At 42.8% G+C, this 25754-nt stretch carries 22 protein-coding genes; 15 read left to right on the top strand and 7 right to left on the bottom strand.

Features of this window, described 5'->3' with window-relative positions:
* Positions 1–61: 61 nt before the first annotated feature.
* The 5 genes from V6669_RS29925 to V6669_RS29905 all read left to right on the top strand — a co-directional run bounded on the left by V6669_RS29925 (position 62) and on the right by V6669_RS29905 (position 5971).
* A complete protein-coding gene (locus V6669_RS29925; RefSeq protein WP_338589548.1) occupies positions 62–832 on the top strand; it encodes an AAC(3) family N-acetyltransferase in 771 nt (256 codons plus the stop codon).
* A 335-nt stretch (positions 833–1167) separates the two neighbouring features.
* Positions 1168–2862 (top strand): diguanylate cyclase, encoded by a 1695-nt coding sequence (locus V6669_RS29920; protein WP_338589546.1) that lies wholly within the window; start codon positions 1168–1170, stop codon positions 2860–2862.
* 544 nt (positions 2863–3406) lie between these two features.
* A complete protein-coding gene (locus V6669_RS29915) occupies positions 3407–4042 on the top strand; it encodes a hypothetical protein (RefSeq protein ID WP_338589544.1) in 636 nt (211 codons plus the stop codon).
* Positions 4042–5253, top strand: a complete 1212-nt coding sequence (locus tag V6669_RS29910) for a hypothetical protein (RefSeq protein WP_338589542.1) — start codon at positions 4042–4044, stop codon at positions 5251–5253. The genes V6669_RS29915 and V6669_RS29910 overlap by 1 nt, the downstream gene beginning before the upstream one ends.
* Positions 5240–5971, top strand: a complete 732-nt coding sequence (locus V6669_RS29905; RefSeq protein WP_338589540.1) for a TatD family hydrolase — start codon at positions 5240–5242, stop codon at positions 5969–5971. Before V6669_RS29910 ends, V6669_RS29905 begins: the two co-directional genes overlap by 14 nt.
* Before the next feature lie 131 nt (positions 5972–6102).
* On the opposite strand, the gene V6669_RS29900 is transcribed toward V6669_RS29905, so the two are convergent.
* From V6669_RS29900 to V6669_RS29890, 3 genes are all read right to left on the bottom strand, one after another.
* Positions 6103–6789, bottom strand: a complete 687-nt coding sequence (locus V6669_RS29900; RefSeq protein ID WP_338589537.1) for a hypothetical protein — start codon at positions 6787–6789, stop codon at positions 6103–6105.
* A gap of 11 nt (positions 6790–6800) precedes the next feature.
* The gene (dgt, locus tag V6669_RS29895) at positions 6801–8237 is read right to left on the bottom strand and encodes a dGTP triphosphohydrolase (protein WP_338589535.1); all 1437 of its coding nucleotides are present in this window, start codon (positions 8235–8237) and stop codon (positions 6801–6803) included.
* Positions 8238–8437: 200 nt separating this feature from the next.
* Positions 8438–8782: a helix-turn-helix transcriptional regulator gene (locus V6669_RS29890; RefSeq protein WP_338589533.1), complete on the bottom strand. Its 345-nt coding sequence runs from the start codon at positions 8780–8782 to the stop codon at positions 8438–8440.
* Between the two features lie 219 nt (positions 8783–9001).
* On the opposite strand from V6669_RS29890, the gene V6669_RS29885 reads away from it, so the two are divergent.
* Complete coding sequence (locus V6669_RS29885) at positions 9002–9805, top strand: DNA-binding protein (RefSeq protein ID WP_338589531.1); 804 nt, start codon at positions 9002–9004, stop codon at positions 9803–9805.
* A 116-nt stretch (positions 9806–9921) separates the two neighbouring features.
* Positions 9922–10647 carry an NPCBM/NEW2 domain-containing protein gene (locus V6669_RS29880; RefSeq protein WP_338589529.1) on the top strand — a complete coding sequence of 242 codons (726 nt, stop codon included), beginning with the start codon at positions 9922–9924 and terminating at the stop codon, positions 10645–10647.
* Between the two features lie 82 nt (positions 10648–10729).
* On the opposite strand, the gene V6669_RS29875 is transcribed toward V6669_RS29880, so the two are convergent.
* Together V6669_RS29875 and V6669_RS29870 are read right to left on the bottom strand one after the other, a co-directional pair.
* Entirely contained in the window at positions 10730–11188 is a 459-nt protein-coding gene (locus tag V6669_RS29875) for a hypothetical protein (protein WP_338589527.1), read from the bottom strand.
* A 15-nt stretch (positions 11189–11203) separates the two neighbouring features.
* Complete coding sequence (locus V6669_RS29870; RefSeq protein ID WP_338589525.1) at positions 11204–12361, bottom strand: WXG100 family type VII secretion target; 1158 nt, start codon at positions 12359–12361, stop codon at positions 11204–11206.
* 192 nt (positions 12362–12553) lie between these two features.
* On the opposite strand from V6669_RS29870, the gene V6669_RS29865 reads away from it, so the two are divergent.
* Positions 12554–13099: a hypothetical protein gene (locus tag V6669_RS29865; protein ID WP_338589524.1), complete on the top strand. Its 546-nt coding sequence runs from the start codon at positions 12554–12556 to the stop codon at positions 13097–13099.
* Between the two features lie 95 nt (positions 13100–13194).
* Here the strand turns inward: V6669_RS29865 and V6669_RS29860 are convergent, their stop codons facing one another.
* A complete protein-coding gene (locus V6669_RS29860) occupies positions 13195–13620 on the bottom strand; it encodes a hypothetical protein (RefSeq protein WP_338589522.1) in 426 nt (141 codons plus the stop codon).
* A gap of 369 nt (positions 13621–13989) precedes the next feature.
* On the opposite strand from V6669_RS29860, the gene nikA reads away from it, so the two are divergent.
* The 6 genes from nikA to V6669_RS29830 all read left to right on the top strand — a co-directional run bounded on the left by nikA (position 13990) and on the right by V6669_RS29830 (position 20993).
* On the top strand, positions 13990–15540 hold the full coding sequence (nikA, locus tag V6669_RS29855; RefSeq protein ID WP_338589520.1) for a nickel ABC transporter substrate-binding protein: 1551 nt from the start codon (positions 13990–13992) through the stop codon (positions 15538–15540).
* Positions 15540–16487 (top strand): nickel ABC transporter permease, encoded by a 948-nt coding sequence (gene nikB, locus V6669_RS29850; protein WP_338589518.1) that lies wholly within the window; start codon positions 15540–15542, stop codon positions 16485–16487. Before nikA ends, nikB begins: the two co-directional genes overlap by 1 nt.
* Complete coding sequence (gene nikC, locus V6669_RS29845) at positions 16484–17338, top strand: nickel transporter permease (protein ID WP_307541075.1); 855 nt, start codon at positions 16484–16486, stop codon at positions 17336–17338. The genes nikB and nikC overlap by 4 nt, the downstream gene beginning before the upstream one ends.
* Positions 17335–18135 (top strand): ABC transporter ATP-binding protein, encoded by an 801-nt coding sequence (locus V6669_RS29840; RefSeq protein ID WP_036671813.1) that lies wholly within the window; start codon positions 17335–17337, stop codon positions 18133–18135. Before nikC ends, V6669_RS29840 begins: the two co-directional genes overlap by 4 nt.
* Entirely contained in the window at positions 18132–19109 is a 978-nt protein-coding gene (locus V6669_RS29835) for a dipeptide/oligopeptide/nickel ABC transporter ATP-binding protein (RefSeq protein WP_338589511.1), read from the top strand. Before V6669_RS29840 ends, V6669_RS29835 begins: the two co-directional genes overlap by 4 nt.
* A gap of 378 nt (positions 19110–19487) precedes the next feature.
* On the top strand, positions 19488–20993 hold the full coding sequence (locus V6669_RS29830) for a malate:quinone oxidoreductase (protein WP_338589509.1): 1506 nt from the start codon (positions 19488–19490) through the stop codon (positions 20991–20993).
* A gap of 240 nt (positions 20994–21233) precedes the next feature.
* Here V6669_RS29830 and V6669_RS29825 read toward each other — a convergent pair whose 3' ends face one another.
* Complete coding sequence (locus V6669_RS29825) at positions 21234–24365, bottom strand: ATP-binding protein (protein ID WP_338589507.1); 3132 nt, start codon at positions 24363–24365, stop codon at positions 21234–21236.
* Between the two features lie 136 nt (positions 24366–24501).
* Here V6669_RS29825 and V6669_RS29820 point away from each other — a divergent pair, with 136 nt between their 5' ends.
* The gene (locus V6669_RS29820) at positions 24502–25638 is read left to right on the top strand and encodes a response regulator (RefSeq protein ID WP_338589505.1); all 1137 of its coding nucleotides are present in this window, start codon (positions 24502–24504) and stop codon (positions 25636–25638) included.
* The last annotated feature ends 116 nt before the right edge of the window (positions 25639–25754 follow it).

The raw sequence follows: 25754 nt of genomic DNA, 5'->3' as shown, positions 1-25754 counted from the left end.
AGAAGCTGAGCAAGGATTTGCTTTTTCATCGAAAAGGGATAAGAAATGAAGGAGGAAAGACATGTATACAAAAGAAAGCTTGATGCAGCAACTTGAGCAGCTTGGTATGGATAGGCAAGGCACATTGCTCATTCACTCTTCAATGAAAAGTATTGGCGAGGTTGAAGGTGGAGCAGACACGGTGTTGGATGCCTTTAGCGACTATATGAAAGACGGATTGTTGGTGCTTCCCACGCATACCTGGTCTACCATTAATGCGGATAATCCATTGTTCCACGTGGAAACTTCTTCCTGTTGTGTAGGCATTCTTCCTGAACTGTTTCGTCAACGTCCGGGCGTAGTTCGTTCGTGGCACCCGACGCACTCGGTAGCGGCACTGGGACGGGACGCAGAGGCGTTTACGAAGGACGATCATCTCTTCGATACGCCATGTGCGAGAGGTTCGGCATGGGGGAAACTGCTTGATCGGAAAGCGACGATCTTGTTAGTAGGCGTTGACTTGAAGCGGAATACATTTATTCATGGGGTCGAAGAGTGGGTCGACATCCCTGGCAGAATGACGGACGAGCATGAGATGCTTTATACGGTTCTACCAGATGGAAGCCAGATTTCAGTACCGTCTCGCAGACATTGTGGGTTGCCATGGTCGGAGCATTTCTGGAAAGTAGATGAGGTACTGGTTCGCGAAGGTGCGATGCGTAAAGGAAAGCTCGGTGATGCGGTTGTAAGAGTGTGTGATGCGGCTAAGACAGCAGAGGTAATTACGGAGATGCTGAAGGATAACCCCGACCTATTCACGGACAATCTCCCTCTGGATGCAGTAACCGAATGATACAAGGGCCGTCCGGTAGCCGGAAGGCTCAATATCGATCACTTGATGATATCTGAATATCTCCCGAGCAGATGATCTCCTCTCCTGTTTGCACTCCAAACCTTCAAAAGCATTCATAAATCATCAGAAATAGATCAGCATTTCGATCAGAGGTTGGTCGGACTTCCAGTGTATGGGCTACTCACCCTTATGGTGGTGTGATAAGATATGGTTAAATTAACCAATAAGTTTGGCGCAGCAATATTGTATAGGTGTTTATTGAAGTTTTAAATACGTATCACTTAGAATCATGAACAACCACGTTGTCATTGTAGCATCTAAGAAGGAGAAGATTCGTGAATCCATTAGTATGGTATGATCTCTTTTTATTTGTCCTATTGTTCGGTGTAGGTGTATATGTGTTTGCTACGGTTAGAATTACGAACTTACATAAGGTGTACTTTTTGTTTCACGGGTTGATGATGCTCTGGCCTTTCTGCCAATTTGCGAGTACGCTCACGGACGATTCCGGTCTGCAGTTGTTCTATGTTACGTTATCATTCGTCGCGGTCTCCCTGCTTGGGAGCGGATGGCTTCTACTGACGATTTTTATTACCGGCTATTCAGAGCGTTTGAGTGCAAAAGGAACGTTCCTACTATTTGTCCCTGCGGTGATCGGGGCTATAGGTGTGGTCGCAAATCCATGGAATGAGTTCGTCATCCCACTGGAGGGTGGATACATCGAGCGGGCTTACGGGCCTTGGTTCTGGGTTGTAATGGGTATTCTGGTGAGCTATTTCTTGGCGTCCCTCGTCGTCCTGTTCCGGGCGGTGTATTCTTCGCAGACGTCTGCCATGATCAAAAAACAGGTGAGAATCACCCTGTGGGGTATCTTTGTCTTGGCTGTTTTTGCAACGATCGATGCGATCCTAAATGTCGTTCTAGCCCGCTGGTTGCCGATCATTCCTGGCATGACTTCGCTGGGGATCTTTCTGTCGGACCTGTTCTTTGTCTATGTGATCAAAAGATACAATGTGTTCGATCTGGTCTCCATCGCGCATGAGGACGTGATCAATACCATTCCATATGGGATCCTGGTACTGGATGAGAATGAAGTCATTGTTGAAGCGAACAAAGCCTCTCGATCCTTTATGGATCTGCATGTGGGGGATTCTTTTGATATGGAAGCCTTTCTGGAGTCTGTTCAAGTTGTGGGCAGCTGTCGGGAGTTCGTGAATCATTATAAGAAAAAAGAAAATACCCTCTCTCAGATTGAAGTGATCGTGGAGCGGGACAACAATATCCGGCACTTTATCCTGCAATCGTCTCCGATTGTGGATTCGGCTCTTGTGCCGATCGGTCATATTCTCACGTTCCAGGATGTCTCGCAGGAGCGTTTCTACGTGAAAGAGATGAATCGCCAGAACGTAACGCTACAGGAGCGAAATCAGGCGCTAGACTTGATCCGTCAGGAGTTATCCGAGGCCAATCGTAAACTGGAGGAACTCGCGCTGACGGACAGTTTAACCAACTGTTACAACCGTCGTTATCTGACCCAACATCTGAATCACGAGGTCATTACCAATATTCAATACAAAACACCATTCTCTCTCCTGCTTCTCGATATCGACTACTTCAAAGCGATCAATGATCGCTATGGGCATGTCATCGGGGATGAGGTGCTCGTCCGCACGGCGGAGGCGGTCAAACAATCGATTCGCAGTACCGATATTCTGACGCGTTATGGCGGGGAAGAGTTCATGATCTACCTTCCGCATACGGAGCATGATCTGGCAAATCAAATCGCGGAGCGCGTAAGAACAGCTGTGGAGTCCAACCACATCATGGTGGATCACGAGATTATGCAGGTGTCCATTACGATTAGTATTGGAATTCTGTCCTTTGAGGATTTTGATGTGGTGCATGTGCCCGACAATCCGGAGGGGTATTTGACTCAGTTATTCGCTGCGGTGGATAAGGCCTTGTATCAGGCGAAGCAGAATGGGCGTAACAGAGTGGAGTTTGCGGAGTTTGAGCGGGGAGTTGTTTGAAAAGGGAAAAAAATGTGTGTATTTATTACTAAAGTATCTCGTAGGAGCATAAAATAGATTTCATTAAGAAATCTATTTATGCTCCTACCTATATGAAAGTATTACAAAAAAATAGTTTAAAATGTAAGTGAAATAAATTACAATCGGACTAAAAATAACTGGAAAGTATAAGGCGATATTGTTAATATAGAGATAGTATTATATTCTTTTCCTTCTTTTGTATTATTGAAAATTCCAGACAAACTGGTCACGTTTGTGCAACAACGTTAGCTAGTTTGGCATAGGCATTGCTCTACGAACCTGAAATTGCAATATTTGTACTAGTGTTGCATCAGTCTAAAAATAGTGACTATTACAAATGCTTAACGTTAACACGCTAGTATTTCATTCCTACAACTTTAAATCTGATGAAACACTGACTATTCTATACTTACGCGTCATTTAACAATATATTATAGTGTTTTTTAATGAAAGGTATTTTTTAAAAATGAGATAATAAATATTTTTTTAAATTAAGAAAGAATAATATATGGGGGATTTATGTATGGGAACTTCAAAAAGAAAGTTGTCAAGTGAAATCAAAAAAATGTTAAAAAATAAGAGTTTGACCAATTTAAACGAAACTGCACCTGAGATTAGTAAAAAAATTCTAAGTGAAAAAATCCTTAATGAAAAATTTGATAAGAGTGATATAATCGATAATTCTATAAGAATAATACATAGACAATTCTTGTCATTACAGTCTTCGGGTTTCAAGGGGAAATCAAAAGAAGATTTGTTACTAGACTCCATAACTCAACAAGAGTTTCTCGAAATGATTTTAGATTTGATCGAAAATGACACTACAATAAATTCTAAAATATTAGAGAAATCTCTTAAAATAGTTATGTGTAAGTTTTTTGAGATTGATGAATTTGAGATATATGAGTTTGCTCAAGTTTTATTTTATGAAATAGTTTATCAGATTCTACTTGGTGAACTTAATGATAATATCAAAGATATTTATGATGAACTTAATTATGAATTAATTCAAAAAATGGTTAAAAATATGACTGACCGGATTATGAATAATAATGTTTATGATAAAGTTAATGAGTTTATTGATCGTAAAATCTCATTGAGGAAAGTTTTAAATGAGATATCTATCCAAACCACTAACGCAAGTTTCGGTGAATTTTAATGAAACCAGAAATATCCTTATCTAAAATTTATGAATTCCTACTTAAAGATGTGAATTATAATTATTCACATCAAGGAACGTTAATTATAGATCTTGTGACTGTTATGGGATCTATTTATATTAAAGATGTGGAGACTCATAAAAATAATGATAAACCGAGGTCAATCAAGATAAATATCCCAGTTTTCAATTACAATCTTTGGTCTCAAACCAACATTACTGAGCTTGTTGAGAAAATAGCCAATTGGGTTTCAGAAGATCAATATAAAATAAATTTTGAGCATAATAGTACTCATGCTGATCCTTTTTTCATCAATGGAATTGGAACTTCGATGAATAGTGTAACCCTATTCTCTGGTGGACTAGACTCTTTCGCTGGTGCATTTTTTAATTATAAGAATAATGTGAAAAGCGATTATTTAGGTTTTATCAACAAAAGTGAGGAGAGAACGAAACAAGTAGAAGTTTCAAAATTTTATAGACATATTTTTGATAGTGCCACTGAGATAGTATTTGTTGAAAAACCAATTGTTAAGAAAAGAACTTATATTCAATCTACGAGATCCTTATTATATTTGGCATTAGCTATAGCAAAAGCCTATTTTAATACCGCAAGTGATGTATATTTATTCGAGAATGGAATACTCTCGCTTAATCCCGAATTGAATAATAGGTATACAACGAAGACCACACATCCTAAAACAATATATATGTATAGGTCTTTATTAGGTGAATTGAACATAGCAATAAATATCAACCACCCATTCTTGTTTTATACAAAGGGTCAGATTGTTGACAATATGAATGGGGAATTTAAAAATGTCATAAAGGATACATTTACTTGTGGTCAAGGAAGATCACATCCTGAAAGGACTCATTCCGGACAGTGTGGTATATGTATTCCATGTCTTTTAAGGAAGATTTCACTTGCTGCTTATGATAATGAAAAATATGATGTCAATTACCAACACCCATACAACTTAAAGGTCAAAATGATTAAAGAAGATGCTTATAGGAAAGACTATGAGAGTAATTTAAACTATTTTAAAAATTATTATGAGTTGATTAGGAGTAAAAAAATTTTCACAGAAGTGCTAATAAGAAAAAAATATTATGAAGAAAATTCTAATTTTAGAATGAGCAATGAAATGATGTTTGGCACATTTGCTCAGGAATATGAAAGGTTTATGGAGAAATATGACCCTTATTGATACACATGTTCATATTGATTTTTATCCGGAACCTCAATTAGTTGCACAACAGTATGAGTCTATGAAAATTTATACAATGTTTGTAACGAATTTACCCGAACTCTTCGAGAAGCATTATAAATCATTTCAAAACTTTAAATATGTGAGGTTATGCATAGGCTATCATCCCCAGGTTGCTAGTAAATATAGTTTTAATGAAGTTTTATTCAACAAATGGGTTAATAAAACTAAATACATTGGGGAAGTTGGTTTAGATTACAATGGCGAACATCTTGAAATTAAAAATAGACAGATCGATGCCTTTGAATACATTACTTCACCAAAATTTAATAAAGGAAGAGTATATACGATCCATTCGAGACTTAGTGAAGATATGGTACTTGATATACTTGAGAAAAACAAGGTTAAGCATGCAATTTTTCACTGGTATAGTGGTAAGTTATCGACTCTAGAAAAGATATATGAGAGGGGATATTATTTTTCTTTAAATCCTAGAATGTTAGTAAGTAAAGGAGGAAAAAAGATAATTGAGAAATTGCCATTAAACCGATTACTTTTTGAAACAGATGGTCCATTTGCTAAGTATAATAAACAAATCATTATTCCTTCTATGTTGCCAACAATCTACTCTGATTTCGAAGATGTTGTTCCTGCATTTGAAGAAACAGTATATAAAAATTTCAAACGTCTGTTGATAGAAAAAGATTTGTATCAATAATATTAATCAGAGAGAAATGTCTTTTAAGGGCTATGTATTTTATTATCTGTTAGATAATTTCTCTCAACAGAAAGCAGCTCTAACACATGTGTTAGAGCTGCTTTCTGTTGTCATATTTGTGGTTGTAAAAATTATAAGCTTAAACGGTATTTATTTTGGTCAGTGGTTCTTCCATAATGCTTTAGTTCTGCTTTTTGTAATACCTCATACGGACTGGTTGTAGTTTCAAACCATTCTGATATATACCTGGATACTCTATTAGAGAAATTTAGACCCCACTCTTCTCGAATATTAAATGCTCGAACTATATTGACTTCTGGGGTTGGGTTCAAGGGAATAAAGTCTTCTTCCAGAGTAATGTCCAGCATTTTATTATTAAGAGTCTGAATAAAAATATCAGCATCTAACTGAAGTGTAGTGAGGTTAAGGGCTATAGCATCAAAATTGTAAAAAGTACCTTTTGAGATATTTGAAAATTTAGAATTGTGTATTCCTTCCTTGAAGGCCCAATTGTCATTAATTGACCAAATATCAAATTCAATACTGGAAATAATAACTTTATATCCTCCGAATCTATTTCTGTAACAATCAAATTCTTTTAAAGCATCATTGAATTCTTCGGGTGAATCACTATCAATAATAATATCAATATCACGAGGAACATCATCCAAAGCAAAGTCTCGCAAGGCCCCACCAACAATAATAATGTCTCCAATTTCACTTAAAGAATCAAATAAATCCTCTATTTCTTTAGACTCACACTTTAATTTATCAATTCTTTGTAATGAATTATTAAAAATGAGTTCGTTCTTTATCACAAGAACTCCTCCTATAATGTAATACCTTTTAGTCTCCTGTACAGTTCGAGAGCATAAGAATCTGTCATTCCACAAACAAAATCAGTTACCAGGAGCAACCGGTCATATATACTTGGTTGATCCCCTACCCTCTCAAAACAATATTTTTTCATTATATCTTTATAATTATCTGAGATCAATAAATAGAGTTTTCCTTCCTCCGTTCTTGTGTCATCTCGATTATCGGAGAGGACAGCTTCTACAAACATTTCAAGAAGTCCTTGAATTACCTTTCCCCCAGCATACTCTCGAAGTACTATTTCCTTACTATCAAATATAATGTAGGAGAGTTTCTTCATTGCTTTACGAACATTTTGAGCTTCAGAAGCCATGATGATATCTTTGTCATAGATACCATTCAAAATATCATCATGTTTTAATATAAATTCTTTAATAACAGACTTAATCATGAAACCCTGAGCTTTAATTCTAAGATTTTGTACTGCGTTATCTAATCTATCTGAACGTTCTTCCTTCAGATTATATTCGTAAGTGGTAACAAATGAACAAAGCAAATCTTGTTCTTCCTCTGTTCCATCTGAAAGATATTCTTGAAGAGTCTTCTTAATTATTTCGTAATCAAGAACTCTTTTTTTACATCCATCCTCTATATCTGCAGCTGCATATGCAATATCATCTGCGGCTTCTAATAAGAATGTAATAGGGTGTCTTGATTCACCTATATTTGTATGAAGTTTTACTGCATCAAATCTTTCTGCCTCAGCTTGTAAATAACCGAATTTCTTATAACTAATTCCCAATTGATCATCTCTTCTATCACTGTCAGATTTATTTCCTTCAGTTGAGGAGCGGGGGTATTTTAAAATACTTGCCAGTGAAGCAACTGATAAATTGAAGCCGTATTCATCAAAAAGATTATTTAATTTAGAAGCTAATCTAAAGGTTTGTGCATTACCTTCAAAATTTACAAAATCAGCATATTTTTCCTCTCCTAAATTTTCTTTAAACTTCGCTCCTTCGTTTTCAAACCACAATTTAAAGAATTTTTGAATTGCAGCTTCTCCAAAGTGTCCATAAGGTGGATTTCCTAAGTCATGCAAAAGACCAGCAACAGCTAATAAAGAGCTGAGTTTTCCTTTATGATCTATACTTAATTTTTCCTCAGCAATAAGTAAACTTTCAATACTTATCCCTAGCGATCTTCCTATGGTTGATACTTCGTGTGAATGTGTCAATCTTGTTCTTACAAAATCGCTATTATCTAGTGGGAAAACCTGCGCCTTATCTTGAAGTCGTCTAACGGCGGAACTATGGATAAGTCTTGAGTAGTCATCATCAAAATCATTTCTTAAGTCATATTCATTATGTAAGGTTCTATCTTTTACTTTACCATCCCTTAGTCTTATTCCACTAAGAAGTTGATCCCAATTCATTTTTGTTTTGCTCATAACTATAACTCCTTTTCTAGTTCTTTATTGTCTGTAGATTCACTATATAACTTCTCGAAAATAGTAAAAAAACCTTTTTCTCGTAAAAATAAATCTATTTAGAATTATTTCCTGTAGATTCATGAAAAAAATGATGGTAATAATAAAAAAATGCTATCGAGTTTTCTTCGGTAGCGTTTTTTTAATTTAATATTACAATTTTAGTGCTCAAAAGCTCGTCTCAATTCTTTTAGGATGTTTTTAACAATTACGATCTCGGTTGCTTTAAGATTGTTAATTATTTCAGAATATTCATCTAAAGCATTACGACGGAGCATACTTTCCTTGTTATCATCAATATCCATTATTAAATCTTGTGCAGGTACATTCAAAGCTACAACAATTTTCTCCAGCGTATCAATTGAAAAATTGCGCTCTCCTCTTTCCAATGAACCAACATATGCATCATCCAATCCTGAGAGTTCTGCAAGTTGCTGTTGTGTTAAACCCTTCGCCTTACGAATTGCTCTAATCCGTTCTCCTACCGAATTTCGTAATGTTGTCATATTAACCACCTCTCCTAAAGGTTAGGAGAGTATTGAAGTAATTAGCAGGGTTATAAAGGCAGTAAAACATATTGAAAAAACTGCGTTTAAGTACTATATTAGAATTATTGTACTACTTCTTTGTAGTTTCTAAAAGAAAATAAATAGGATACTTTATGCAAGGCATAACTGACTTGGTTTAAAAGCCTAACGTAACCTATATAGAGGGAGGAACCACCTTTGCGAAAATCTATCCTAAAATCACTCAAACCGGACATCATTGTTGAAATGTTGGAGATGGCTATGGCTTTTGAAAATTGGAACAAGGTAATCGAGAGGGCGGACATGTTATATCAATGTGTGGAGTCCATCCATGAAGAGCGGCAGGAGTATCAGTCAAAGGGAATGCCTTCACCACATATACACATTGCTCGGCCCTTGGTCTACTATTACGGGGTCAGTCACCTCATGCGGGGTATGGCTCATCAGAAGATGGGACAGGTAGATCAGGCGAGGGCATGTATTGAACAGTATGCAGAACTGGGATGGATGGAGGATCTGGATGAGGTAGGTATGCAGGTGGTGCAGGAATTCAGGCATAAGGCACAGGTGAATCGGTATGCTCTTGAGATTGAAGCCGGGCAGGTGCAGCTGCTGGAGGAGTTTGTGAACTTTTTGCTTGAGCATCCGGAGGAATGGTTGGTGGGTCTGAAAGTGATTGCGGAAGCAGCGGTACGGCATAGATGGCGGATTGATCGGGTTTTACATGTGTTTGAGGATTTGATACAGGGCGTTAGCAGAGAGGAGGATTCTTCAAACAACGATGATATGTATCATTACTGTTATCAGCGGGCTTTGTATGAACAGTGGATGGGAAGACCACAGGAGGCCGTGGAGTTCATTTTGCAGGCAATCAGGTTAGCGCATAAGCTAGGGATGGATCGGTATGTTATAAGGTGTACGGCATTGTTGGAAGTATTGCGGGAAGAGGCGACAGCGGAGCAGATTGGGCGTTATCGGATTATGCTGGAGGGGATGGTATAGAAGAACGAATAAAGCTATTGTCTCATCTAACAACATTACTATATACATCAGCTTCCTTTTTGGGTATTATTGGAATGCTTATCAAAATTCAAGAATACCCAAAAAGGAGAGAAGACATGAAAGACAAAGTGAAAGGTTTAGTTATAGGTGTATTAATAGGTTCATTATTAACAGGAGCAACAGCTTTTGCAGGAACTAATACTAAGATTAGTGTAGTTATGGAGAACGTTAAGATGATGTTCAACGGAGTACATAAGAGCACGACCCAATCAATCGTGTATAACGGTAATTTGTACGTACCTGCCAAAACGGCAGCCCAAACTATGGGGGAATCCTTCACGTATGACGGGAAAAGTAAGACAGCCTCTTTCGGTGCAAAAGCTGGTACATTTAAGTATTTAGAAGAAGTTTCCTATGCTAGAATAGATGGTATTGTTGATAGAATTTATTTTAAGAATTGGGAAAACCCTAAAGGTTTGAAATTCACTATAGCGAATCAAAAATATCTTCATGGTGTGGGCACCATTCTAGATATACCTTGGGGTGGTTCTAGTGATGATAAGGTTTCTATAGATTATAATCTAAATGGTGCTTATAAAAAATTAACGGGATATATCGGAATTGATGACTACACACGTAATTCTATTAATTCTGGTTCGTTAATTGTTAAGGGCGACGGTGTAGAGATATTCAGAAAAGATGATATGAAAGGTGGAGACATGCCAGAAAACATTAGTATTGATGTTACGGGAGTACTAAAACTCCAAGTTTTCTTTGAAGCTTCTTTAAACAATGGAGAGCAAATCAATATTGTTCTTGGTGAGGCTAAGTTGATTAAGTAACATTTGTTATAATAATGCGAAGAGGCCTGCCTGTGATCATATAGGATCGTAGACAGGCCCTTGCTTTAATCCGGATCTATACTTAGTCACGATCAGGGAGAATGGGCTTTTTATTCTCTAAATTAAACCAGTTTTCAACATGATCACTTAAAGATGGTATATCACGGATACCTTTTTCGCATATTTCGTTATATTTTTCGTCTAATATCTCCTTTAGGTTATGATTTTCCTTATATTCATCTGTTAATCTTGCCTGATATGCTTCTAATGGTTCCAAACTGTAATTTTGGTTTCGAGTCTCAAGGCCAAGATACAACTTCCATTGTAACTCTCCCTGAAAAGCATCTATACAATCTGTTAATTCGTTATACAAATCCCCTGCATTATGAAATCTGAAGTGAAATCCAGGGACTCTATTATAGATATCCTCTTCAGCATACATATTGTATCTTACCCATTCGTAAGTAGATAGTTTGGATAGACTGTATGCTACTAAATTAGACAAATCAACATCTTTTTTATCCATAGTGTAAATGTTCATTACGTAACTCTCTCCTCATTCATCGAGACTCTTAATTGAAACCTTTAGGTTACCATCATTTTGTGTTCCTATATTTTTTAAATAAACATCTTTAGGTATAGGGTTATCGCTATATCTGGGATCATAAACATATTTTCCATCAGAATATACGGTATGGTAGTCAAACTTTTCCTTCACTCCATATTCGTAGACTTCTATACTTCCATACTTCTCTGAAGAACGTAGTGTGATTATCTCTCCTTTGCCCTTAGCTGCATTGGCTAAGTCTTCCGCTATCTCTGAGCAGTCATAGTTAAGGTCATCGCGGTACTTTGCAGACTTATCCAACATTTCTTGGTGTACAGCAGGCGTTCCTGTATAAGAGGCTGAATTATCATTGGATGCCTCACGCTCAAGTTCTTTATTTCTATTATCTCCCCCACCAGAATCGGTATGGGGCGAGTGATGCTGTTTGCCATCAATGGACTTGATCCCGACTTTTCTACCGAAGATTCCGAGGAGCATAGAAGTTGTGATATTTGCTGCGTACTCTGCTCCGCCTTCTTGCTTCATTTTATCGAACTCAGCTGCAATATGCTTTTCTGCCTGTTCTCGGGTATCTCCGTTATCCCACGCATAGTTCCAACTAAAGGCGATTCCACTCCCTATGTCGGTAACGGTACCAATGGTATTATCATACAAGAAGTTACCCGCAGTATCTAATGGATGTTCGATAAGGTCTTTACCTAGTTGCAGGGCAGAGTCCCCAATCGCTAATATGTTTTCTCCGGCCTGATTGAAAAAGGCATCCACATGTTCCTCAACGCTACGTTTAGGAGGGGGATCGTTAGGGCCGCAAACAAGATCATTGGTACGAGGTGTGCCCGGATTGGCCTGATACTGTAGTAACGCAGAGATGTTAACCATAGTAGAATCGGTATCGACAAAACGTTCCCGAATCTGTTCCAAACGAAGAGATATTGTATGCAGCAACTCCAGCGTGGTATTCAGGTTTTTCTCTGCATAACGGTATAAGTGGGCAAAGCGTTCGGCTGTCTCGCCTTCAAAACCGCCGAGTAGGGGAGTGAGTTGGCCGTTTAATCTAGTCAGTGTTTGTTGCAAGTGCCCGTGTCCTATCTTAAACACGCCAATCGTGTGTGTCATTTGATCCACAGGGATCTGTATCTTTGTCATCGTCTCAATCCTCAGTTCTTGATCTGTACTATATTTTAATCCATGTTAGATGCTGTTTGTGAGGACCTATAGTTCTATTTGTTTGTACCCATTCTCCTGAAATCCTTAAACGTAGGTATATTGTTTGTGCCCAAGTCAGTATAGTACACATATATATAAAATTATTATTTTAATAGATTAGGGTGTTCAAATATGTTCAATATTTCATTTAAAGCAATTGATAACTTTGATGAAATTAAACAAATGTCTGCAAAGCAGTTTGATCTAACGAAACAAGATATCGAGGGAATTATTGAATTGGACTTTAACGGAAGTAAGTACGGTATGTTCTTTGACGATTGTCCATTTGGTAATGAGAGACTTATTAGATGGTTTGTGGACTTACTGACTATAGTCCAGAAGATTAGAATACATCAATATGTTGCTTATCGAATTCCTGATAGCGCTAATTTGTGGCTGGAGTTTAAACAGCAGGGAGTGGAACTACAAGTTAGTTTAGTAGAAGATGTTGATCGGGAAGTTATTCTGGACTTATTTATTACTGAACGACTTGAGGAATTTAGATACTCAACTTGGAATGATGTTAATGTAAGTGTGGCTTCCTTTACAGATGAAATTATGAAAAATGCGCATCAGTTTCTGGATTTTGTTACTGAATTGAATCCTGACATACTGCAGAGTACGAGTATTCAACTACTTCAGGAAAAGTTAACCGATGTAAAGCGACTGACCTCATAGAGAACCTACTTTGCTAAAAATGTTGATTACGAAGGATAAATTTATATCAAACTTTTCAGCATGTAATCATTCTGAATACAGGCTATATGACACTCTTATTCTATGGCATCATAAAGTTCCGACATTCGGTCAGCCAATTCTAACTGTGGCTGTATTCGCTGATGATTCATATTGGTAGGTGTCATGTACAGCACTTCTTTTCCCTGCTCAAACATTGTGACATGGAACAAAACCCCTGTTGAATCTTCTTGATCTGGATCAAGTACGATTTCTAAATCGCTTACCTTTTCAATCCATTCCTGAATCAGCACTTGATCTGTAGTTGTTCTTTTAGTACCATCACTGCCACTCATCATTTCAATAGAATCAACCTGTGTAATATCGCCAGGATAGAAGGTGTGTAATTCCTTCGGTACTTTACTTACTCCGACTTGATCGGGCTGATTAGAACTTTGGCAGCCGCTAAGAATCAGGACCATAACTGTAGCAAACATTAAGGCGATAAGTGAATATCTTCTCATCGTACTCCCCCTCTTAGTCCCTAAACGAATTTTGCATTTGAAATGTTCCGCATAAACTCTATTTTGTTTAATCCTTAAAGTACATCGAGGTTACTGGTCACATTTGCTGGAAGACTATAAAACTGGGTTGTAAGTACTCGAAAAATCTTGCATGGTTCTACATCTAAACAATCCCGGATCGTAAAGAAAATACCTACTAATCAAGCCATCATATGTAACAAAAAACATGAAGAATCCGCTCTCATCCGAGAGTCGGATTTTTTCTCGTTCCAACACCAATATAACTCTTGTCAAAACGTAATCATTACGATATGATAATACTCATTGTTTAGATCATAATGATTACGATTAAGAGAGAGGGGCATTACCTTGAATAAAAAGACGCCACTGCTAGCGCTGGTCTCCTTGGCCTTAAGTGCTGGACTGTTGAGCGCCTGCGGATCATCTGAGTCCAGTCCCGCTGCGCAACCATCCACTGATAATAAAAATGTTCACTTCCTATATAACTTCTCCACCAGTTCGCTAGATCCACATGTGGATTCCAGCTATGTGCCGCTACGCGCGGGCATTACAGAGACTTTGGTGCGTCTCGATGAAGAGAACTTGACGGTTGCTCCATGGCTCGCTGAGAGCTGGGAGAGCGAAGACGGGCAGCATTGGACGATCGACCTGCGGGATGATGTGACCTTCCAGAACGGCAAGCCAATGACAGGCGAATCCGTTAAGGCATCCCTTGAGCGGGCGCTGGAAGAGAATGTAGCGATCCAGAACGCACTGAAGATTGATACGATTGAAGCCGAGGGCGACAAATTAGAGATTACCACAACTCAGCCGTTCCCGGAGTTCGCTTCCGAGCTGGTGAACCCCAACACGGCGATTATCGACGTGAGTGAGCCGGACATTGTGAACAAGCCTATTGGTACGGGCCCGTTCAAGTTGACCTCTTTTACCCCAGGCAGCAAGCTGCAACTGGATCGCTATGATGAATATTGGGACGGAGCATCGCCTCTAGATTCCATCACGTTCTCATTCAATGAAGATGCCAATGCCCGTACACTAGCACTCAAATCTGGGCAGGTAGATATCGTATACCGTCCTGAAGTTGAAAGCCTCGAATCGCTCAAAGCGATGGACGGCATGAAGGTTGAGTCCACATCGACATTCCGCGTGCATCAACTAACGATGAACATGCAGCGGGAGAGTATGAAGGACCTCAATGTTCGTCGTGCGCTGGACGCGCTGATTGACCGTCAGGGTATCGTGGACACGATCCTGCTCGGCTATGGGGAACCGGCCATTGGACCGTTCCTGCCATCGCTGCCATTCGCACCAACCTATACGGATACAGCAACGGAATCCGGAGCTGATGTCGCTGTAAAATATCTGGGCGAAGCAGGGTACACGCAGCAAAACGGCGTGATGACCAAGGATGGCAAACCATTGCAGCTGACCCTACTGACATATTCAGCCCGTGCTGATCTGCCACTGATTGCTCAAGTGTTCCAATCTGACGCGAAGAAGATCGGTATCGACGTGCAGATCCGTCAGATTGACACGCCGGAAGATTATATGGCATCCAACCGCGACTGGGATATTGCGACGTACAGTAATTTGACGGCCCCGCGTGGCGATGCTGGATATTACCTGAATGCAACGTACCATCCGAAGGGTGCTCTTAACTTCAGCGGATCGGAAGATCCAGAGCTGACCAAGTTCATCGACGAACTGAATCTCACAGTTGCACCGGAGAAGCGCGCAGAGCTTGCCGAGAAGGCAGCCAACTATGTGCATGACAACGTGCTGAATTCATTCGTGCTGCATCCAGGTACGATCGTTGCCTACAACGGCAAGAAGATCAAGAACTGGGTTACCACTCGCAGTGAATATTACATGATTACCAATAAGCTGGATGTGATGTAATGTTTCGCATTTTGCTTCGGAAGTTCCTTGAAGTATTTATCTTTCTGTTGTTCATTATGTTTGTGAGCTTCCTGTTCATTCGTCTGGCTCCGGGTGATCCCGTGCTGACGATCCTGAATGTGGACGAACTGTCTGTTAGTCAGGAGCAGGTCGAAGCTATACGCGAGGAGATGGGATTCAATGATTCGCTTCCTGTCCAGTTCGGCAACTGGTTGCTCGATTTTGTTCGTCTCGACTTCGGTGTATCGTATTCAACAGGCCAGCCAGTTATGCAGACCCTGATGCGTGCGCTGCCTGCTACGGCTGAACTGACGATTGGCGCACTGCTGGTCATGCTTGTTATAGCTATCCCGCTCGGCTCGCTATCAGCACTCCATCGTGGCAGTTGGATTGACCGCAGCAGCCGGATGCTCTCCATTGTGGGTGCGGCGGTGCCGAGCTTCTGGCTGGGTCTGATCCTGATCGACATGTTCGGCGTACGCTTTGGCAATCTGCCGACCATGGGCCGGGATGGATTCGCTTCACTTATTCTGCCATCTCTGACGCTGGGACTTGCCATCTCCAGCGTTTATGTGCGTCTTTTGCGTTCCAGCCTATTGGATTCTCTTAGCCAGGAGTTCGTTCGCTCCGCCCGGGCAAGAGGGTTATCCGAAGGCCGGATCTTCATGCTTCACGCGTTTCGGCACAGTCTGCCGCCTGTCATTACGGTATTCGGTGTCAGTCTCGGTAGCCTGATTGGCGGAGTTGTTGTGATTGAAGTGTTGTTCGCTTATCCGGGTATTGGCAAGCTTGTCGTTGACGCCATCCGCCAGCGTGATTATCCACTGATTCAGGGCTACATTCTGATCATGGCTATCGTGGTATTTCTCGTGAATACGGCGGTTGATCTGTCGTACCGTTATTTGAATCCTGAAATGAAACTCAAGGAAAAGGAGGCCCACCGATGAAAACCATACCCCTGCCCATTCCACCTACAAAATCTAAAAAACATAGCTGGCAGGCGATCATTGGTCTGCTGTTTGCCCTGCTGGTCATCGCGGCCTCCTTATATGCCTTTTTATACTTGAAGCATGATCATACCTTAACCGATCTGCGCGGACGATTGCAGGGCGCAAGTGCTCTCCATCCGTTCGGCACCGACCACCTGGGCCGCGATGTACTGACACGTCTGCTGCTTGGCGGCGGCCAAACACTGGGTTATAGCTTGCTGGCACTCGGTGCTGCATTGCTTATCGGTATTCCGTTTGGACTGATCGCGGGTTACAAACGTGGCTGGGTCGATAAGCTGTTCATGCGGATTGCTGATGCTTTTCTCGCTTTCCCTGATACAATCGTCGCAATTGTGCTCAGTGGCTTGCTCGGCGCGGGAATCGGCAATCTGGTATTGGCGATTGTAATTGTAAAGTGGGTTAGCTATGCCCGTCTTGTTCGGAGTACGGTTTTATCGGAGTCCCAAAAGGATTACATTCGCATCGCCCGGACCAACGGACTTTCGGATGGTCGCATTATGAGAAAGCATCTACTTCCGCATATCGCAGGCCATGTGCTCGTGTTAGCCAGTCTTGATCTGGGCAAAATCATTCTACTCATCTCATCATTGTCCTACATCGGCCTTGGCGCACAGCCGCCAACACCTGAATGGGGGGCGATGTTGAATGATTCCCGGCCTTACTTCCAATCTCGGCCAGAGCTGATGATCTACCCTGGTCTCGCCATTGTCTCTGTAGTATTGCTTGCCAACATGCTGGGCGACTATCTGCGAGACCGGTTTGACGTGAAGAAGGAGGTGCAGCCATGATTCTCTCCATTGAGGAACTGAGCATCTCCAGTCGGGATCGTACGATTGTAGATCAAGTCTCTCTGGCTGTTCGCGAAGGTGAATTCATGGCACTCGTTGGACAGAGCGGTAGCGGCAAAAGCTTGCTCTCGCAAGCGATTGGTCGTCTGCTGCCGCCCAACCTGCATGCGTCGGGACGAGTCATGTTCGAAGGCAGCAACCTGCTCGAACGGAAACCAAAGGAGATGCGCGCCCTGCGGGGAAGCCGCATCTCGTATATTTTTCAAGACTATCAGGGAGCATTTACGCCATTTCGCAGCATTGGTGGGCACTTTGATGAATACCAGAAGGTTCATGGGGAAAAGTCTTCTGCCATCCGCAAGAAACGAGCGGAGGAAGCGCTGGAATCGGTTGGCCTTGGTGCTGAATTGCTGCGCCGCTATCCTTTCCAATTGAGCGGTGGACAGCTTCAGCGGGCTTCAATTGCTACGTCACTGATGCTCTCACCTCGTCTGCTGATCGCTGACGAAGCGACAACGGCACTGGACAGTGTGTCTGGGCATCGCGTGTTGGAACTGCTGGCACGCAAACAAGCGGAGACGGGATGTGCCATTCTGTTTATAACACACGACTGGCGCCATGTACGCCGCTATGCCAACCGTTTGGCTGTCATGAAGGAAGGGCAGATCGTCGAATCTGGTGGGAAGCATCGCATACTTGACCATCCCCAGCATGAATATACGCGCCAGTTGATTGATGCGGCTCCCGTCCTGAGCCGATCGCTGAAGTCGGGATTGAAGGAGGCAGGAACCGAATGAAGACAACTGCAAATGATGAACGTCGTGGACTCGTGCAGTCCGAAGAAGAATCTGGTGTGCGAAGCCACGATTTTGCAAAAGACGTAAACCATGTAGACATAGACAATGCAGTCATAGATCCTGCGGATACAGATACTACGGATAGAGGTATAGATGCTGATTTAGATACCGCTGCTGCAAAGACTGCTTCATCGTCCAGCCTCTCCGGCAACCCCGTGCTTCACGTGGAACATCTCAGCCGAACGTATGCAGGTGCAGACCGACCGGCGGTGAACGATATTTCCTTCACTCTGAACCACGGTGAATGCCTTGGCCTGGTTGGCGAGAGCGGCTGTGGCAAGAGTACGCTTGCCCGCTGTCTGCTGAGGATCGAAGATGCAGATACGGGCTCGATTACACTGGACGGACAGGATATCGCGCGGCTGAGCGGCCGACGGTTGCGACCTCATCGCCGGAAGATTCAGATTGTTTTCCAGAACCCGATGGCTGCACTGAATCCAAAGCTCAAGATTGTCGATTCGCTAATCGACCCGTACGAACAACTTGGACGGAACGCCGAGCTATCCCACTTTACCTACACATCGAAGGAGGCTTACGTCCAAAAGCTGCTTGAAGCGGTCGAGCTTCCAAGCGATTTGGCTGGACGTTACCCCCATGAGCTAAGTGGTGGACAGCGTCAGCGCGTCACGATTGCACGTGCTATTGGCATTGAACCGGACGTTGTCGTTCTGGATGAACCTACGGCCAGCCTGGACGTGATCTCGCAAGGTGCAGTTCTGCAATTGCTTACCGATCTGCGGACATCACTTGGTCTTTCATACGTGTTCATCTCGCATGACTTGGCCGCGGTACATCGTATGAGCCAGCGCATCATCGTTATGCGGGAAGGTCAGATCGTTGACCGCTTTGGTGCAGATGCGTTGTTCGCCGAAGAACGCCATCCGTATACAAAGGAACTAATTTCAATTTTCTGAGTACTCCCGGAGACGCCGGGGGTGGTAATTGTTAATTTATATATGAAGCCGCCTTACGAAGAGATTCGAAAGCGGCTTTTAGTGCATCCATTTGATCACCCAAGTCCCCCTAAAACCGGGTTCCTTTCTTTGTTTTGAACAAATATATCTTTCAGGCCTATAACCGGGCTAACGTTCCGATGTAAACTAGCGTATACTGATGGAATAGCAAATATCTTGAAATTGCATATTTAAATTGCTCTATATTATTGATACACTAGATCAAGGTTATAATCATTCAGAGAAGGTGCGACCCCGTTCAAGAATGGGCTTGCTGCAAATGCCAAATCGATAACGCTTACATCCTTTTGGCAAATATAGGATATAAGGACGGTAGACATGAGCCAGGGACAAACGAGTACAGATGTTATCTTGATTGGTGCCGGAATTATGAGTGCAACTTTGGGAACTTTGCTAAAAGAATTGGCACCAGACTGGAATATTAAGGTTTTCGAAAAGCTAGCCACTGCAGGAGAGGAAAGCTCCAACGAATGGAATAATGCCGGAACCGGGCATGCTGCATTGTGCGAACTTAACTATACCGTTGAACGACCAGACGGAACCGTAGATATTAGCAAAGCGATTAAAGTGAATGAACAATTTCAGATCTCAAAGCAATTTTGGTCCTATCTCGTCAATAGCCGTCTGATTCGTAATCCGCGGGACTTCATTATGCCGATTCCTCATTTGAGTTATGTGCACGGAGAGAGTAATGTCCAGTTTTTGAAAAGACGTTATGACTCCTTGTCGAATCACCCGTTGTTCGCAGGCATGGAATTCTCGGATGACAAGAAAGAGCTGGCGAAATGGATGCCGCTGATGATGAAAGATCGCACAAGTAATGAACCTGTTGCAGCGACCAAAATTGACACCGGTACGGACGTTAACTTTGGTGCTTTAACGCGTATGCTGATCAAACATTTGAAGGAACAACACGTGGGTATCCACTACGAACATAGCGTGAAGAATATGAAACGTACCAGCGATGGACAATGGGAATTAACCGTGAAAAACCTGAAGAGCGGTACAGTCGAACGCCATAAGGCAAAATTCGTCTTTATCGGCGCGGGCGGTGGAAGTCTGCATTTACTCCAGAAGACGGGCATTCCGGAAGGTAAACATATCGGCGGATTCCCGGTCAGTGGGATCTTTATGGTGTGCAAAAATCAAAAAGTCGTGGAACAGCATCATGCCAAGGTATACGGCAAGGCTTCGGTAGGGGCTCCGCCCATGTCCGTTCCGCATCTGGATACCCGATTTATCGACAATAAGAAGTCGCTGTTATTCGGACCGTTTGCCGGCTTCTCGCCGAAGTTCCTGAAGACGGGTTCCAATGCCGACTTAATCACGTCTGTTAAGATGCATAATCTGCTTACGATGCTCGCAGCAGGTGTCAAAGAAATCTCTTTGACCAAGTACTTGATCCAACAACTGATGTTATCCAAAGAACAACGTATGGCAGAATTGCGCGACTTTGTTCCGGGTGCGAAGAGTGAGGATTGGGATATGGTTCTGGCGGGGCAGCGTGTGCAGGTGATCAAGGATACTGTCCAAGGTGGCAAAGGAACGCTCCAATTCGGTACAGAAGTGGTCACGTCTGCAGATGGAACAATTGCGGCTTTGCTAGGTGCATCACCGGGTGCATCCACGGCAGTTCAGGTCATGCTTGAGATTCTTCAGCGTTGCTTCCCGCAGCATATGGAGGCATGGGAGCCTAAGATCAAGGAAATGATTCCATCCTATGGCATATCACTTGTGGAGAACCTGGATCTTCTCAAAGAGGTTCATTCTTCAACAGCCAAGGCGCTGGGGTTATCGGATGAAAAACATGTCATGCACGTATAACCATTAGCTTATCGTGTTAGATAATAATCAAGCCAAAGAAGAGAGCTAAGCCGGGGCGACACCCGTGCCTAGCTCTCTTTTTTAGGTTTATTTCGTATATCAGAACTTGATCGTGAGCTTGAATTTGGAATTGAACATGAACATGTCCGCTACCATCGCGTTCCTCTAGACCTTACACCTAAGCATCTGGATACGGATCGTACAATATGCCGCTGTAGAGTCATAGAGCGATCTTATCGCTCAGAATCTTGTGCTGCGGTCCAAAGGGATGACAAAGGAAACTTTCGTGCCTTGACCCGGCGAGCTGACGATGGTCAAACCTTGTCCGTACATCTGGGTTAACCGGCGATGTGTATTGGTTAATCCAATACCTCCCGTTCCGCCGGAACCTTTCTTGGGCCACGCCAGTGCCCGTTCGATCTGCTCGGGCTGCATCCCAACACCGTCATCCTCGATTTCGATCAAGGTACCGTTGGTTTGGTTGATGATTCGGATATGCACGGTTCCACCCTCAACTTTGCTGAGAATACCATGTCGAACAGCATTCTCAATGAGCGGTTGAATGGTGAGTGGCGGCAGGGATAGATCAAGATCATCGGGAATATCCCAGATGACATTCAACCGATGCATGAATCGTTCTTTCTCAATGTAGAGATAGGCGCGGGAGAGATCCAACTCATGAGTGACCTCAACCATTTTCTCCGAATTGACAAAATGAAAGCTGGTCTGAAGATACTCGATAAAAGCATCGCCCAGTTTCTGCATTCGCTCCGTGTCCATCTCACTAAGAACCATGATTGAATTGAGCGTATTAAAAAGAAAATGGGGCTGAATCTGTGCTTGTAAGTAAGCAGCCTCCATGCGCAGTCGCTCATCAATAGATTGTTTCAGTACGATCAGAGACCCGATGCGATGCCTTAATTCAACGGCATCCACGGGCTTGGTGACATAGTCCGTTGCACCGGCCATGAATCCGGCGTACACATCAGCTGGTTCGTTACGAGCCGTCAACAACAGGATGGGAAGCTCCGATACCGAATAACGCTTGCGTACGTTCTCGGTCAGTTCATAACCGGACATATGAGGCATCATGACATCGGCAATTAGTAAGTCCCAAGGCTCCTTATCCAGCAATTCAAGTGCTTCAAGCGCCGAGGCTGCAGGTTGAATATGGTAAGGTTCATTCGCAAGCATGGAGATCAGTACTCGCAGGTTTACAGGATCATCATCGACGGCAAGAATACGGGCGGCAGTCTTATCCTGAGATATGGTCTGCTGCTGTGGCTCTGCAATCGCAATTTCATCGAAGCTGTGAGCGTCCCATTGCTGCTCAGTCTGGTCCGATAGCGATGCGGTGTCTTCCCGTGGAAGCGAGATCTGGAAGGTGGATCCTTGCCCAGGTACGGATTGCACGCTGAGCTGACCGCCATGGAGTTCGGTGAGCTGCCTGCTAATATTGAGACCGAGGCCGATTCCTCCGCTTAAACGAGCCTCTTGGGTTCCCTGTTCATACGCCTCGAATATTCGCTGTTGTATCTCTTCACTTATACCAACACCTGTATCTGAGACTTGAATTATAATGCTCTCTCCATGTTCCCGGACAGATACGGTAATCTTACCCTCATCGGTAAATTTCAGTGCATTATGCAACAGGTTGTAGAGCACCTGAACAAGTCTTCTCTCATCGGCCTGAATCAACGGCAGTGATTCTGGAATATCCACCTGCATAAGGATGGGCTTGCCCTCTGCCATGAATCGGAACATACCGATCACGCCTGGAATGACAGATGCAAGAGATAAAGGCTTCTTCTGGAGCGTAATGCGTTTTTCCTTCAAACGAATGACATCCAGGAGGTCATCAACCAGTTGGGACATGCGTCGGCCGATGGTAACTAACAGCTTCATGTCTTCTGCCTGCTGCCCACCTGATTTACGACGTTCACGAACCGCGATACTCTCGGCGATATTGATGATTCCGTGCAGCGGTGTACGCAATTCATGAGCCGTATTCACAAGAAACTGATCCTTCTGGCGATCCTCTTCTTTGAGTTGTTCGTACAACTTCTCGATCTCACTTGAATTGCGGAAGTATTTTCTAAACCAATAGGCGGAGAAGCCAAACATGGCCGCGATCACATCGATCGGATAATACACGTTGGTAATTTCGCTATGTGAGTTCACAATTCCCCATAACACGCTTGATAGGCTACTAGTAGCCGCAAAGAGCAAAAAGCTTGCGTCGCTTCGTTTCTCGGCTGCCATTCGGAAGAATAGGTAGACAGACCAGCCGATGGCAAACAGATAAAGGAAATCAGAGAGCCCAATCTCAAGTACATGATAGATCAGGGTCACTGGTGCGACGAGCAGAAATAAACAGTAAACGCCAAGCACGCTGGCATAGATACGGAACAGTTTACGCCCTTGTAGACTATAGGAGAAGCTTCTAGCCATCTGTAAAAGAAAGAATGCGAACAACGGATAGGACAACGCTTTGGCCTTAACGATCCAAGTGAAGTTGAGTGGAATCCAACTCAATAACAGATTGTCATGATCGGAAGCGACCGTTAGGGCAGCTACCAGTGTCAGCATCGAGAACGTCAGCAGAGCTCGTTCCTTTCGGATAAACAGAAACATCACAAAAGCGTATAGGCTGTGCAAAAGCAGTATGGCGAATGTAATCTTTTGCAAGTCAATGGATAGTCCTCGTTCACTTCCAATGGCTTCTGGAGAACCAAAATAGAGAGAGCGCGTGATCCCTCCGCTATAAGGATCGTCAAAATTGGCTGTCTGCACCAAAAGATTGAGTTCGGTAGAACCCTCAAGCACATAGGAAGTCGTAAATGCAGTCCTTTCTGGTCGATAGGCTTCGGCATGAGTGGCAGGTTGGCCGAATTCGGCAACAATGGTACCGTTCATCTCGATGATCGATGATGTCTGGATTTTCTGGCCCCAGAGAGAGACTTCCTCCACAGATGGATCTAAAAGTATACGAAGACGGTACGTTCCGTATCCGAACGACGATGAGGATTGTGGTAATGCATTACGCCAGTCACCGGGAACTTGAATCCGTGTGGATAGGTTATCCGCTATTTTCGCGTCACGATTAGAGATTAACGCTTGGGGATAAAACTCCCATTCTCCGTCCAGGGATGTGGGTGAAGTGTTGGCGAGGTCCCAGCCTCGAAGGTCCAACACGCCTTCAATGGGTTCAGGATGTGCGGGTATAGTGAAAGTCTCGGACCATATCCAGCGAAAGCCAAGTAGAATAGTTAGAAATAGAATCGACAGCACTACATATCGGGGTATCTTTTTATAGGTTATTGGTTTCATGGCAGACTTTAGTTTTCGACAGTTTACTTCAAATCCCTGCATGCCCTCCTGCCAAAGATGAACATTTTTTTGAATACCGGAACATAGATTCTATATTTAAATGATAGCGGTCCCACGTCAGGATTTATGGTAAAATTATAGATTAAAGGGTGATCAGTGAGCCAGAGGAGTTGTGCATATGAGAGTGATTTTGGTAGATGATGAATATCTCGCTCTGAGCAGGTTGAACAAACTGTTGCAAGAGAGAGAGGATTGCGAAGTTATCGGCTCTTTTCTGACGGCACAGGAAGCCATAGATCAGATCAAACTTCATCTGCCGGAAATCGTCTTCATGGACGTTCAAATGCCGGGGATGAACGGGATTGAGGCGACCGAACGTATCCATGAGGTTTCTCCTGGAACAGAAGTTATTTTCACAACTGCATATAACGAACATGCACTGACGGCCTATGGGCTTGAAGTGCTGGACTATATTATGAAGCCTGTAACGCGTGACCGTTTGGAAAAAACGATGAAAATGTATCAACGCCGAACGGTGTCAGCAAGTCTCAATATAGCAGAAGGGCCATCCATGTTGATCCGTTGTCTGGGGATGCTCCAAGTCCAAGTGCACCCAAATGAGCCGCCAAAACATATGAAGTTCAGAACAACCAAGATTAGAGAGTTATTCGCCTATTTGCTCCACCATCGGAACAAACCGATTAAGCGGGATACGCTACTTGAACTGTTGTGGCCAGAGTTGGATGAACGGAGAGGTATATCCAATCTGCATAGTGGCATCCATCGTTTACGTAGCATGATGAACGAATTCATGGGCGAGGACAAGATGGTCATTCGCTATCAACAGTTTGGTTATCTATTGGAAACGGGTGAATTCAGGATTGATGCTGAAGAATGGGAGAGTCGTCTTACCCGATTGCCTCTGTTATCTTCGTCTACAATAGCTGAACATCGGCAGACCTCAGATCAATATGAGGGCAAATATTATAGTGAAGACGATTATGTATGGGCTGAGTTGGAGCGCGAGCGATTGCATGCACTCTGGCGTAACCACGCCATGCAACTCGCACAATATTACATTGAACTGGAACAGAATACGGAAGCACTCACGGTATATCACCGGGTACAGCAATTCGAACCATCATTGGAGGAAGTCGGACTGGCCTTAATGAAGACCTACGATCGATTAGGCAATAAAGATCCTGTGGTTGCTCAATATAACCAGCTGGTTATCGCTTTAGAACAAGAGGCAGGCATACGTCCTGGCCTGGAAGTTGAGTTATGGTACCAACAATGGAAAAATTCGAATATTTAATTGAAGATACACAGCCTTGCAGCTTCATTTGCAGGGCTGTTTTTTTGTTGTATTTGTTAGCGAAAGGTTTGGTAAGAGTTTGGTAAGAGGCTTTGTGTAGAATAAGCACGATGAGG

The sequence above is a fragment of the Paenibacillus sp. Y5S-9 genome, from assembly GCF_036894235.1.
In the GTDB taxonomy this organism is placed as follows: Bacteria; Bacillota; Bacilli; order Paenibacillales; family Paenibacillaceae; genus Paenibacillus.
This window is presented reverse-complemented; position numbering and strand designations above follow the sequence as displayed.